Raw genomic sequence first — 12,768 nt, 5'->3', positions numbered from 1 at the left:
CCTTCAATAGATTCTGCATCAGAAACTAAAGGAGTTAAACCTAATCTGTGAGCTAATACTTCATCAAACATTGCAGAATCATTTTTAACTATGAATACATCTTCAATAGCTAATTTTGGAACTTTCATCATAGCAATTCTTCTGATTGCATTGACAAAAGGGACTTCTGCATCCCTGACTATAAAAGTCATTGAATTTTCATCTTGCTCTTTGACGTCAATTTTCATATTAAACCCTTCTTATACTCTTCTTCCTCTTTTACCGCCTGGTCTTCCAGTACCATCATGAGGTATAGGAGTGATATCTTCAATTTTACCAATTTTGATTCCAGCTCTTGCTAATGCACGAATGGTTGCTTGTGCACCAGGACCTGGACTTCTAGGACCGTTTCCACCAGGAGCTCTTACTCTTATATGCAATCCTACAAAACCTTTTTCCTTTGCATCTTCAGCTGCTCTGTTTGCTGCTTCCATAGCTGCAAAAGGAGAGGATTGTTGTCTGTCTGCACGTACTACTTTACCACCAGACCATTGGCAGATGGTTTCTGCTCCGGTAATATCAGTTACAGTTAAGATAGTATTGTTAAAGGATGAATAAATATTAGCTATTCCCCACTTTTCATCTTTTGCCATAATTACACACCTTATTGATTTTCACCAGCTTGAGCTGCTCTATTATGTTCTTCAATCTGTTTAGCTACAGGGGAAGAGTGGTAGAAACCAACTGCTTCTTCTTCTCCTCTTTTTACAGCGTAACTTGGAGAATTTAATTTTTTACCGTTTAAAGCAATGTGTCCGTGTACTACAAACATTCTTGCTTCTTTAGCAGTACGAGCTAAACCTTTTTGGAAAACTATAGTTTGTAATCTTCTTCTTAAAATGTCTTCAACAGTTAAATCAAGAATGTTTTCCAATTGAGCGTTTTCGTCAAGGATTCCTGATCTTTTCAAGTGTCCTAACAATTCTTCAGTTTCAACTTGCACTTGATCTGGGGAGAAACCTAATAAGTATCTTGCTTCCCTACTGTATTTTCTAACTAAAGTATCAGCTTTCCAAATTTCCTTTTTGTTTTTTAAGCCGTATTTAGACATTAATTTATTTTCAGTTTTAATTCTTTCTGCATTCCAAGGATGAGGTGGTGTATCATACTTTTTCCTTGCTTTTCTTGGATGTCCCATAATCACATCTCCTTATCTTTATAATCAATTATTATAATATGTAAATTCTATAATCCAATAATTTTATAGAAATTTTAATATAAAATCCATCATAGTTTACCTAAGTCAAACAAGATATGAATCTATCTTCTTCTACGACTTACACCGACAGTAGAACTGTGTCTGAAAGTAGATTTAGTTCTTTGTCCTCTAACTGGTAAACCAACTTCGTGTCTTCTACCTTTGTAACTTCTGGTCTTTTTCATTCTGTTTAAATCATCTCTTAAAGTCATGTCAAGGTCAGATTCAATTAAATGAAGGTCTTCACCAGTAGTGTAATCGTTACGTCTGTTTAACATCCAATCAGGAATGTTGAATTCCTTTGGATTTTCTAAAAGCGCTTCGATTTTAGCAACATCCTCTTCAGAGATGTAACCGATTTGATCATCAGTATTTAAACCTAAGGTAAGACAGATAGATCTAGATAAGGATAATCCAATACCTTTAATTTCAGTTAAAGCATGTTGGATAGTTTTATTACCATCTACGTCCTTTCTGGATATACGCACTAAGTGCTTAAAGTCATCTTCCATTAAAGTAACCTCCATATTAGTTTTTTAAGGAGCGAACCCACGAGACGTTATTTAAAAAATTTAGCGGATTCGAATGCTTTATTTTAAAGCACAGTTTTTTCAACAATGTAAAACTTAGTCTAGCAATAGTCCAATAGAATAAATTATTTAGCCATTCAACCAATGCTAACCAAGAGTTCATATCAGTTTCAAGCACATAATAATTCTAATTAAATAATAACTACGCTTAGCTTACTAAAAGATAGAGTAACTTAATACTCGATAAATTACTAATAAACTTTTATAGCCATAGCTCGATTATAATTTAACTATTTAAAAAAAAAGCAAATAATTAAATCTGACTCGTAAAGCTTATTTGAATCAGATTTAAGTTAATGATAATTTGAGTTAAGTGATATTATCATTAATAATCCTATTAAATAGAATTATGTTAAATGCTATACACTAAATACACTAATAAACGCCGAGACTGGGATTTGAACCCAGGCGAGGTGAACCCTCACGGGATTTCCAGTCCCGCGCCTTACCAGGCTAGACTATCTCGGCACTCTAGTTAATATATCAAACAAAATTGTTCAATATATAATTCACTGATATAAAAATGTAAGTAATTAATACTATATAAATGTTTGGATTATCAGACTATGATTTTTAAAAAAATAGACCTAAAACCATAATTCAATCCACAAGTTAATATTATACTTAATAATATTTAAAGATTTTTTATAAAATTATAGTAAATTATATATATTAGAACCAAAATCCATGATTATTCAATATCAAAAAAATAAATGATGGGTTAAAAAAAATTAATTTCATTAAAGATTCTATAAAATAAAAAGGGAATGATTATTCAAATAATCATTCATTTAACTTTCTTTCCACTTTAGTGTTCAAATCATCAATGACATCCTTGATTGCAGGATCATTAGTTAAATCATATGCTATGTTGAAATAGAACAAAGCTGGAACCACTTTCTTGCTTTCATCCAATTGAAATCCAAGGTTTTTGCATATGGTTATCACTTCAACGCTTGGAGAATAAGGCAAACCTTTTGATTTAAGATAATTCTTGATATCATCAATGCTTTTGCTGGAATATTCATTTATAGTGTCTTCATCTACAGATAGAGCATTCAAATACTCTAAAAACATGTTGGATTCAATGGAATCGTCATTGTAGAATTTGGATAATTCATTCAGGTAAATGGCCAACTTAATATTCTCAGCATCATGAGACTCCTTATACTCATTAAGATAATAAAGGGACAGGTTTCTAATGATTTGGCAAGATCATTAACTGTATATGCATATTTGAATGATTGAATTGTTAAGGAATAATATTCGTCCCAATCATTGTTTTTCCTGTAAATCTCACATAAGCCAAAAATGGATTTGAGATTGACAGGGTTATAGCTATTGGCTAATTTGAAAGACTTTAAGGCATCATCATATTGATTGAAATGCAATAGGACATTTCCATAATTGGAATATAAGGTGGAATAGTCTAATATGAGAGGATATTTCCTTTTGATTTCTCCGTTTATTGTCACTTGGAATAAAAGCTCTTCAAGAAGATTCTTGAATACGTATTCTCCTTCTATATATTCCTTATTCAAATTGATGTTTTCCTTGGCAAATTCATATGCCTCGTCGTATTTCTCCTCTTTAGAGAGAGTATCCATTTCCTTAATGATTTCTGGGATAGACTTGATTTCCATATTCACACCTTCCAGCTTATACTAAAAATTATAATATGATAAAGAATTAACTTTTAAAAGTTAGATGTTGGATAAAAAAATGAAAATTAACTTTTAAAGTTAGGATTGTTGGATAAAAAAATGAAAATTAACGTTTAAAGTTAGATTGTTAGACTAATTTAACTGTTTAAAAGCTCTTTCTTTTTGTTTTCAAACTCTTCTTCAGTTATTATTCCATCCTTGAACAAATCATGATACTTTCTGATTTCGGCAGGAATGTCAAGAACGACTTGCTTTGCTTGAGGCTCTTCCTTCACTTCAAAGGAACTGGTAGTCAATTTGTTCTTAAATCTGCTTTCAAAACTATTCAGCATGTCATCATCCAATGTCTTCAATAGAAGCCCTTTTTCTGCTAAATCGAATTTGATCCTATTATCTGCTATTCTGTCTATAAGATCTGTCTTTAAGTCATCATAGCTTATTTTGAAAGCATCCTTTACCTTTCCGTTTAATCTGCTTCTCTTTTCAATATAAATGGAATCTTCCTCTAACTTAATAGCTCCATTGAGTGTGTTTTCCCTGCCGTCAACGGTTTCTATCAAAAGGCCTAAGAAATCAAATTCAATATCCCTGGATTTAATCTCCCCTGAAGGCATGTTTCCTTCAGGATTAAATAAAAAACCTAATCTTCCCATATTATCAAAACCTAAGCTTTAAAAAATAATCTTACTAATACAATATAACATTTTAAATACATATAAACTTATCTTAAAAAAAATCAGACCTTTCTTCAGTTCATAAAACATATCCTCAAATTAAATAAATATAATAAATATTAAAACAATAATTATATTTGAAAATATCATATTATAATAATTTAAATTAATTATAATTGAAAAAATCAGATATAATAATAAAAAAAATTATTATATTTGAAATAAATCATATTATAATAATTATTTTAAAAAAAATCATTTATAATAATTAAAACCATAATAGATTTGAAAAGAGTATATTATAATAATTAAAAAAAATAATGATTGTGATTTGAATGGTAAAAGAAAATAAAGATAAATTCGTATTGGAATTAGGCAACGATGAGAATGGAGAGCCTAAAACACTTAGTGCAGAAGAGACATTAAAACAAATGAAAAAAGGATATAACAACGGATACTTCTACTTGGAATATCCATTCTTATGGCAAGAGATGAAAAGTGAGGAAGAGGATGAATTTACCCACCTTCTATTATTGAATAAGACCAACAATGCAATTGTGAAAATATCAACACAGCCTTGTTTAGCAGATACAGTTGAAGAGTTAAAGGAAATTGTAGAAACAGACTTGAAATCAAATGAATGTGAAATTCAGCAATCAGGAATGGAAAACTTTGACAATTATGGAATTTGGGATGTTATCTATCTTACAAAAGAAGGATTAGAAGTAGAACAATATGCTATCCTAAAGGACAACAACCTATATTCACTTGAATTATACACTAAAAACAATAGGGATCAAGTTGCTGTAAAATCCTTTGTTGATGTAATTCAAACATTTAAGATTTTAAAACCAGTTTATAAAGTAGAAGGGGATTCATACGAAAAAATATAATCCCTAAACTTTTTTTATATCAAAATAGCTATATAATCATCAAAAGGATTGATATAATCCCTAAACTTTTTTTATATCAAAATAGCCATATATTCATCAAAAGGATTAATATCCAATAAAATCTAAAAAAATTAAAGAATGAATTAAAATAATTCTTAAAAAATCTATTTTTAAAAAATAATAAAAGAATAAATAAAATAATTATAGATAAATTTATTTAAATAATTAATAAAAGAGCAATTAAAAAATCTATTTTTAAAAAAATAATTAAAAAAAATGTGAATAATAACCCTAACTGAAAAAATAAACTCTAAAAATTCAGATAGGGTCACTAATCACATCCAAATTTGTCCTATGTTTAGTTTTATTTGATAAATCTTTTTTAGTGTGCAAAAAAGAGTTAATTCAAATAAAAAAGGCATATGTCCCACCCACCTGCCCAAGTACAATGTATGTTTTTTCCAAATGAATCTGATTTTTTAATGAATTATTTGAAAACGCACAATGTTTCATCCTTATTCATGTCATGATAGAATTCTGCATTGTCTTCACCAAAGTCTATGACCTGTATCATATCATAAATCTCCTCACTTAGATTAGGATTGATATCCTTTAGGATATTTGGATAATCAAAGAGCATATCCTTGTTGAATTCTATCTTTTTCTCATTTTCAAACAATGCACCATAGTATATCTCTGCTTCTACCAAATCCTGGAACATATGACTTCCAAAGGATAATTCAGGCATATATCCAACTTCACTATATGATTCTTCCAAAATAGCTGAGAAATAGCTAATGTCAGCAAAGACAACTGGAATTCCCAATTCAGGAGATGATGTGCCTATTCTGCCTGGAACTATTAGAATAGCTGTCTTGCCATTTTCCTTGCAATAGGCATTTACATCATTTATTACTCTGGAAATTGAGCTTTTTTGAGCATAAGGATATTCATAATACTTATGAGGATCCACATAACAGATTGCATCTATCTTGGTCTTTCGTGACATTCCCATGGAAGATTCCTTGATATGGAAGAAAACATCCTTATCCTTAGGCATTTCAATAGCTTCATTGTTTATTGATACCTGAAGTGGGCGGCATTGGAGCAAGTTTACGTTAAATGAATTGTCTTCTCCAAAGTTAACTGTATATTCAATGTCAAGAGGATAATCATATGCTGTTTCCAATGTGTCTAGAATCTCCTTCATCTCATCAATGAAATCATGGTTCTTTACAATTCCCTCACAATTGACAAATACGATTTCTCTGCGCTGGCCTCTGTCACGGAACATTCTCTCTGCTTCACGGTCATGTTCAACAAGAACCTTTTTTGCATATCTTGGAATAACCTCTAGACCATCTTCTACAGGAATGTCATGCAAGCTGATATCCTTTAAATCGATAACATCCAGATAATGTTGGGAATACCTGTGCTTTTCCCTAATGTCCTTTACCATAGTCACTTCAGGCCTGTCAAGATTGATTATTCTTGGATAATCCTTTTTAGTCCTGTCAACAGCCTTTGTACCAAGGCCCATTACAAGACGGAGCATACCTTTGCTGTTATCCATATCTGGAAGTGGAGAATATGGGCTGTATGAGAACCCTACACCTGCAGCTGTCGGGAAGAAATAGTCTCCATAATATGAACCTGAAACCCTTTGAACCAAAAGAGCCATCTGCTCATCAGTATCATCTAAATCATTGATTTTCCTATATTCCAAAGCGGAAATATTCATGGTACTTACATAAACCACTTTAACTGCCTCTTCAAAAGCAGCTAAACGCTCTTCAAGGCTTCCTCTGTTTACACAGAATACAGATTCATATTTTCCTGCAAATGCATTTCCCTAACCGTCTTCAAGGAAACTGCTTGACCTTACAATAATAGGGTTTTGTCCGAAATAATCCAGTATCTGTATGAATCCTTTCTTGATTTCCTCAGAGAAAGTACCCTTTTTAAGGGCTTCCTCCAACTCTTTTCCATATTTATAATAACCTTCAGGGGTTCTTTGCTTTACCCGAAGGTCCCAGAGGTCATTTGAAACAATGTATGTGTAAAAAAGGTCTGAACCTATGTAAAATGAATCATCAGGCTCAAGATTATTGTAGATGTCGGGACGCTCCTTTTCGATTATCTTTCTTGCCAAGAGCATACCGCAGGACTTTCCACCTACTGATCCGCTTCCTACACGACGGTCATAGATTGTGATATAATCCTCAAAAGTAAAGTATTCCTTTATCTTGGAAAGCATCTTCTCATCCTTAGTCATCATCAGCTCACAGATCTTATCACACTCATCATCGATGTTCTGGCCTTCTGCGTACTTCATTCTAACTTGAAGCATGTATCTTTCCCAACTGTCCAAGATTTGTCCGCTTTGATGCTTGTCAGAATCATTGATGGTCTAATAGTATTTGCTCACTTCCGACCATCCTGCAAAACCTTGACAAAACCTGTTCTTGGATTAAACTTATGTCCTAAAAACATGGTCTGGGAATATCTGTTCCATACCTTAAGTGGAGAAACATAAACCTCTTCTGGAGAATTTGAGTGTACATTCAGGAATAGCTGTGTGGTTTCACGAATCTTAGCGATGGCATCAAAGGAATGCCTTCCCCTAATGATTGGGAAATAAGCTACAGTATCCAATTGGAATAGGAATGGACAGGTTACCTTAAAGAAATTTCCCATCATCAAATCAGTTGACCAGACAGCCTGAAGGTCACTTAAGCAGTCAAATACATAGAATGCATCAAATCCTTCCTTTTCTATGATTCTGTGAACCTCTAATGTAAATGTCTCAAATTGATTATATGGATTAACCAGATATATTTTGATTCCATCACACTCTATCATGCTGAACTCAGTTTCAGGATTGTTCTGTTCAATTTCAAGCAATCTAAAATCTTCTTCAGTCATGTCTATCAATGGAGGATGGTTAGCAAACCTAATGTAAATAAGGTTTCTATTATCCTCTTTTGCCTGTTTGACATAAGGATCCACAAAGTAAGAGAATTCATTTAAGTTTGTAACATTCCATACTACATTATCTCCTAAACGGATATTGTCTAAAGCTTCATCAAGCCCTGGAATCCCTGATTTTATTCTTTCAAATGCGGCCATAATAATATCTCCTAATCTAATTCTTAATTTTTCACCATTGGAACTCCCTATCAAATATTTAATTTTTATCACTCAGAACTCCCATAATTATTAATTTTTCACCATTAGAACTCCCTATTAAATACTTGATTTTTCACCATTGGAACTCCTGTAAAATCTTAATCTCTCACCATTGGAACTCCTGTTAATTGTGAAGCTTCCATAGTCAATGCAACAAGGTCTTGGCGTTCAAGATTTTCTATATCTGTATTTCCAGCCTGTTGAGTCAAAGAAGTTACTTCCTGTGTCATTGCCTCTATGTAGTTTGCTACTTGCTGACCTTTTCTTATAGGATCCAATCTTCTTCTAAGAACCCTATCCTGTGTTGCAATTCCTTTAGGACAAATTCCTTCAGAACATGATTGGCAAACCTTACATCCTATTGAAATCAATGCAGAGGTAGCGATATATACAGCATCTGCACCTAAAGCAATAGCTTTTGCCACATCAGCTCCAGACCTTATTCCTCCAGCAGCTACAAGGCTCACTTCACTTCTTAGATTTATATCCTTAAGAGCATCGTCAACCTTTACGATTGCCTCTATTGTAGGGATACCTGCATGTTCTGTAACCACTTCCGGTCCAGCTCCAGTTCCTCCCTGCATACCATCAACAACAATTATGTCTGCACCTGCCTTTGCAGCAATCTTCACATCCTGCTCCACTCTACCAGATGCAAATTTTACAATGATAGGTATTTTCCAGTCAGTGATTTCCCTTAATTGGTTGATTTTCATTCCTAAATCCTCAGGTCCAACAATATCCATATGTCTTGCAGGACTTAATGCTGAGGTTCCTTCAGGAATATTTCTGACTCTAGCAACTTCTGCAGTTACCTTATGGGAAAGCAAATGTCCTCCCATACCTGATTTAGCACCTTGACCTATCTTAATCTCAACAGCTTCTGCATTATTCAAATAGCTTGCTGAAACTCCAAAACGGCCTGATGCATACTGAGCAATCAGCTTGTCTGCATAATGCCTTTCTTCAGGAAGCATTCCACCTTCACCAGTATTGCTTATTGAGCCGACTTTGCTGCTTCCAATAGCCAATGCGATTTTTGCTTCCTTGCTTAATGCACCAAAAGACATTGCTCCAATCATAATAGGAGTGTCTATTTCTATTGGATTTTCGGCAAACCTGTCTCCAAGAACTACAGAAGTCTTGCATGTTTCCCTATATGAATCTATTGGCGGCCTTGAAACCTGTGCAGGCAATATGCTTAAGTCATCGAATGTTGGGATTCTTCTTGTAAGTCCACATCCTCTAACCTTATATGCTCCTGTTTGGCTTTTACGTTTGATTTCAACCATTGTTGAATTTGACCATACTCCTCTTCCCTCATCGACAAGAGGTCTGACATATATAGCATGTGTTGGACACATCTCTTCACAGATCTTGCACCCTACACAATTTTCCTGATGTATTGGAAGAGGCTCATCATTGATTACCTCATAGACACCATGAGGACAGTTTGAATAGCAGCTGTAACAGTTTTTACATGAGGATTTGTGTGGATTGTCACATAAATACCAGCAACAGCCAGGCCTATCATTGCTCTGCTTGCATATTTCCAATTTTCTTTCTACAGTGAATGACATTAGTTTGCCCCCTCATTAATGTTTTGAACCTCGTCTTTCAAGTCATTTAATGGCTTGAAAACTGGACAGACAGAATATTTAGTTCCTCCAGACTTTACAACCTCATCAATGGCATTTGTTAACTTTGCATAAGGTTTCCAAGCCAAATGATCTTCCTTATCAACAATAAGTGCATCTGTTACAATCTCATTATCCAACAAATAATCTAATATTGTTGTGACAATTGAACCGTCTTGACCTTGAGTATGCTTTAATGACTTGACTGTCAATACCTTCTTAAAGTTTCCTATTGGCTTTGAATTGTCATTTCTCAAAGCTTCAGGTATGAATGTCCTTGGACAGACTGCAAAGCATGCATGACAATCTTCTGGACATTCCCCTTTCCTTCTTGGCTTTGTATCATCAATTGTTATCAGATTGTCAGGACATGCATATTCACAGGCTCCACAGAGAACGCATGCTCCAACATCAATGACATTTGACCTTAAATCCAGGAATGAAGCTTCTGAAACTTCATTGCTTATTGAATCATCTGATTTTTGCCTTTGGTATAATACAGGCCTTGCCAAAAATTCCCTTCGTTCTATAGTTTCAATATTTTTTCTTGTTTTGGATTCTGCAATTCTATTCAACAATTCAAATTGTGAATCTGTAAGCGCTTTAGCTTCTATGAATCTTTGTTCAATTGCTCCATTAACTATTTCCTCACCTTTTTCAGTTCTTACTATCAGTGTTGACCATCCATCATCTGATCCAATTGAACCGATTGAAATGTCAGAGGTCTCAGATGTCAGCTCAACACAAATATTACAGTTTTTCCTGATTATCCTTTTAGCTACTGAGAGAGGTATCTTTACAGTTTCCTTGGTTTTCAAGAGTAAAAATACGAATCCTTTCTCTATTCTGAATTTTTCAATATCATCCATTGTCAAATCATATTCCTTTAAGAGATTTACAAAGTACTTGTATGAAAAATTCTCCATACAGAATAAGCCCAATTTAACATCAATAGGGCTATCTGTGTAATATTGCAGTTTGGATGCAGCCATAATTTCACATGGTGTTCCAACTAAAGCTATTTTATGTTCGCTCATTCTTTCAGCTCCTATTGCATGTTAACTATTTTCTTGAAATTCACATAATCATTATCAGACAGTTCAAAACCATATTCAGTCAAGGTTTCCTTAAGCTCTTTTAGATCTTCAGCTGTAGCATCTTCCATAACAGCATTTTTCCCAAGCTTTTGACTTGCCCTAGAACAAAAATGGTTCCTCTCATGATTGATTCACCAACATCCTCAGTTACATCCCCAAGGATTATAAGCTTTCCACCCATCATAAGCAAACCAGTCATGAATCCGCTGTTACCGCCAATTATGACGGTTCCACCTTTCATGATTTCTCCAGTTCTTGAACCGACACTTCCTTTCACTAATACCCTGAATATTGATTATACTTGGTAGGATGATATTTTCCTTGAACCGACACTTCCTTTCACTAATACAGTGCCTCCATAGATTCCTTGTCCTGCACCGTCACCAGCTGTACCTTCAATGACCAATTCACCATCAGTCATATTGTCTCCAGCAAACCAACCTGCATTTCCGTTGATATGAATCCTTGGCCCATGAGCCATTGTTCCAACAAAATAGCCTGCAGAACCATTGATTTCTATCTCAACATCTTCAGTTAAGCCAGCACAGATATTGTGTCTTGAATCTGGATTGTCAATAATGAGCTTATCAAAAGAAGTAGCTTTTTCCTTTATAGCACGATTCAATTCCTTTTCATTCATATCCTTTGCATCAATGACATATTCTTTCATAGAAAAAACTCCTTTAGATGGTGTAAGCTCTTGTTTCTCCTGGAGCAATCTGTTCCACTTTATCTGAATCTGTAACATCATGCAATGCCATTTCCTCTGAAGCGATTGCAAAGATCTCATCGGTTTCCACCATTACACCAGGCCTTAAGCCAAGCTTGTCCTTTGCAATCCCTATGCCGTTTGGTGTTCCCACCAATATTGAAAATGGACCATCCAAATCAATCACCGCTTGGTCTAAAGCCTCTTCCAATTTATAGCCTTGGTCAAGCTTATCTGCCATATAATGAACAATGCACTCTGTATCATTAAATGATTCAAAAGTGTGTCCCTTTCTTTCTAATGGGTCTCTTATTTTCCAGTAATTGGTGATTTGCCCATTATGCACTACAGTAATGTCTGGTATGATGTAGCTTTGATATGGGTGTGCATGATAACGGTCTACTCCACTTTCTGTTGCAAAACGGGTATGTCCTATACCATGTGTTCCCATTCTGCTTTGAACGTTGAATCTTTTTGCTATGTCCCTTACCTTTCCAGTATCCTTAATCATTTCAAATGAATGTGAACCATTGATGACCCTTACATTTTCCAATTCATCTATTTCACTTATGCAAGGTTTTAAAAGAGAATACTCATCTAATGCAATTTTACATTTATATACATCTGAGTCTCCTACAGACTCGATCAATTGCTCTTCGAATATTGGACTGATTTGATTTAAAAGTGATTTTAAGTTGTCCAATGCACCTCTTCTTCTTTTTATCTCAATGTTTAATTGATAATAATTTTCAGGAAAATCCAAGCTTCCGTAGATTGCATAACCTACAGAATCCGGACCTCTGTGCTGCAATGACTCTAACATAGATGTCAATGCTTCCCCTACAGGGTGAGTTTTTTTATCTTTGTATATTACACCTGCTATTCCACACATTTTTCTACCTCCAATAAAAAAGGGTGAATACACCTACATATGCCAAAAATAATAAATCTTTAAATTTTATGGTTATAGGGGATACCTTAAACTTTACCCCAATTTATGCTATGAACTTAAAATACAATATGCTAATTTATAATTATCTAAAATTCATTTGCTAATCATAGCAATTCCTAAAATTCA

Annotated in this window: 11 protein-coding genes, 1 tRNA gene and 3 pseudogenes; 1 reads left to right on the top strand and 14 read right to left on the bottom strand. The window is 34.0% G+C overall.

Features of this window, described 5'->3' with window-relative positions; genetic code table 11:
* From QZV12_RS12260 to QZV12_RS12225, 8 genes and pseudogenes are all read right to left on the bottom strand, one after another.
* A pseudogene (locus QZV12_RS12260) lies at nt 1-227 on the bottom strand (DNA-directed RNA polymerase subunit D); the annotation flags it as partial.
* 12 nt (nt 228-239) lie between these two features.
* Nucleotides 240-632 carry a 30S ribosomal protein S11 gene (locus QZV12_RS12255; RefSeq protein WP_067145940.1) on the bottom strand — a complete coding sequence of 131 codons (393 nt, stop codon included), beginning with the start codon at nt 630-632 and terminating at the stop codon, nt 240-242.
* 11 nt (nt 633-643) lie between these two features.
* Nucleotides 644-1,177, bottom strand: coding sequence for a 30S ribosomal protein S4 (locus tag QZV12_RS12250; RefSeq protein ID WP_295622310.1), 534 nt, complete (start codon nt 1,175-1,177; stop codon nt 644-646).
* A 122-nt stretch (nt 1,178-1,299) separates the two neighbouring features.
* Complete coding sequence (locus QZV12_RS12245) at nt 1,300-1,749, bottom strand: 30S ribosomal protein S13 (RefSeq protein ID WP_295622309.1); 450 nt, start codon at nt 1,747-1,749, stop codon at nt 1,300-1,302.
* A gap of 461 nt (nt 1,750-2,210) precedes the next feature.
* Nucleotides 2,211-2,295 (bottom strand) — tRNA-Ser (locus QZV12_RS12240).
* Between the two features lie 315 nt (nt 2,296-2,610).
* Nucleotides 2,611-2,964 (bottom strand): hypothetical protein, encoded by a 354-nt coding sequence (locus QZV12_RS12235; RefSeq protein ID WP_295622308.1) that lies wholly within the window; start codon nt 2,962-2,964, stop codon nt 2,611-2,613.
* Entirely contained in the window at nt 2,949-3,470 is a 522-nt protein-coding gene (locus QZV12_RS12230; RefSeq protein ID WP_295622307.1) for a hypothetical protein, read from the bottom strand. Before QZV12_RS12230 ends, QZV12_RS12235 begins: the two co-directional genes overlap by 16 nt.
* Before the next feature lie 158 nt (nt 3,471-3,628).
* Entirely contained in the window at nt 3,629-4,144 is a 516-nt protein-coding gene (locus QZV12_RS12225; protein ID WP_295622306.1) for an SHOCT domain-containing protein, read from the bottom strand.
* 356 nt (nt 4,145-4,500) lie between these two features.
* Between QZV12_RS12225 and QZV12_RS12220 the strand changes: the two genes are divergently transcribed.
* Nucleotides 4,501-5,058 (top strand): PsbP-related protein, encoded by a 558-nt coding sequence (locus QZV12_RS12220; protein WP_295622305.1) that lies wholly within the window; start codon nt 4,501-4,503, stop codon nt 5,056-5,058.
* Nucleotides 5,059-5,545: 487 nt separating this feature from the next.
* Here QZV12_RS12220 and QZV12_RS12215 read toward each other — a convergent pair.
* The 6 genes and pseudogenes from QZV12_RS12215 to QZV12_RS12190 form a co-directional block, all read right to left on the bottom strand.
* Nucleotides 5,546-7,216 (bottom strand): annotated as a pseudogene (locus tag QZV12_RS12215) (PEP/pyruvate-binding domain-containing protein).
* Between the two features lie 266 nt (nt 7,217-7,482).
* Complete coding sequence (locus tag QZV12_RS12210) at nt 7,483-8,259, bottom strand: hypothetical protein (protein ID WP_295622304.1); 777 nt, start codon at nt 8,257-8,259, stop codon at nt 7,483-7,485.
* A gap of 86 nt (nt 8,260-8,345) precedes the next feature.
* The gene (locus QZV12_RS12205) at nt 8,346-9,827 is read right to left on the bottom strand and encodes a glutamate synthase-related protein (protein ID WP_295622303.1); all 1,482 of its coding nucleotides are present in this window, start codon (nt 9,825-9,827) and stop codon (nt 8,346-8,348) included.
* On the bottom strand, nt 9,827-10,921 hold the full coding sequence (locus QZV12_RS12200) for a Coenzyme F420 hydrogenase/dehydrogenase, beta subunit C-terminal domain (protein ID WP_295622302.1): 1,095 nt from the start codon (nt 10,919-10,921) through the stop codon (nt 9,827-9,829). Before QZV12_RS12200 ends, QZV12_RS12205 begins: the two co-directional genes overlap by 1 nt.
* Nucleotides 10,922-10,932: 11 nt before the next feature.
* Nucleotides 10,933-11,651: pseudogene (locus tag QZV12_RS12195) on the bottom strand (tributyrin esterase).
* 13 nt (nt 11,652-11,664) lie between these two features.
* A complete protein-coding gene (locus tag QZV12_RS12190; protein ID WP_295622301.1) occupies nt 11,665-12,582 on the bottom strand; it encodes a glutamine amidotransferase in 918 nt (305 codons plus the stop codon).
* Between the last annotated feature and the right edge of the window lie 186 nt (nt 12,583-12,768).

The organism is uncultured Methanobrevibacter sp. (genome assembly GCF_902769175.1).
Taxonomy (GTDB): Archaea; Methanobacteriota; Methanobacteria; order Methanobacteriales; family Methanobacteriaceae; genus Methanobrevibacter.
The sequence above is the reverse complement of the archived record's forward strand: the minus strand, read 5'-3'. Positions and strand labels throughout refer to the sequence as shown.

Bases quoted from the DNA above. Each gene is read 5' to 3' on its own strand.
- QZV12_RS12225 (WP_295622306.1), bottom strand. From the start codon at position 4,144: ATGGGAAGATTAGGTTTTTTATTTAATCCTGAAGGAAACATGCCTTCA.
- QZV12_RS12255 (WP_067145940.1), bottom strand. From the start codon at position 632: ATGGCAAAAGATGAAAAGTGGGGAATAGCTAATATTTATTCATCCTTT.
- QZV12_RS12205 (WP_295622303.1), bottom strand. From the start codon at position 9,827: ATGTCATTCACTGTAGAAAGAAAATTGGAAATATGCAAGCAGAGCAAT.
- QZV12_RS12190 (WP_295622301.1), bottom strand. From the start codon at position 12,582: ATGTGTGGAATAGCAGGTGTAATATACAAAGATAAAAAAACTCACCCT.
- QZV12_RS12200 (WP_295622302.1), bottom strand. From the start codon at position 10,921: ATGAGCGAACATAAAATAGCTTTAGTTGGAACACCATGTGAAATTATG.
- QZV12_RS12230 (WP_295622307.1), bottom strand. From the start codon at position 3,470: ATGGAAATCAAGTCTATCCCAGAAATCATTAAGGAAATGGATACTCTC.
- QZV12_RS12220 (WP_295622305.1), top strand. From the start codon at position 4,501: ATGGTAAAAGAAAATAAAGATAAATTCGTATTGGAATTAGGCAACGAT.
- QZV12_RS12245 (WP_295622309.1), bottom strand. From the start codon at position 1,749: ATGGAAGATGACTTTAAGCACTTAGTGCGTATATCCAGAAAGGACGTA.
- QZV12_RS12250 (WP_295622310.1), bottom strand. From the start codon at position 1,177: ATGGGACATCCAAGAAAAGCAAGGAAAAAGTATGATACACCACCTCAT.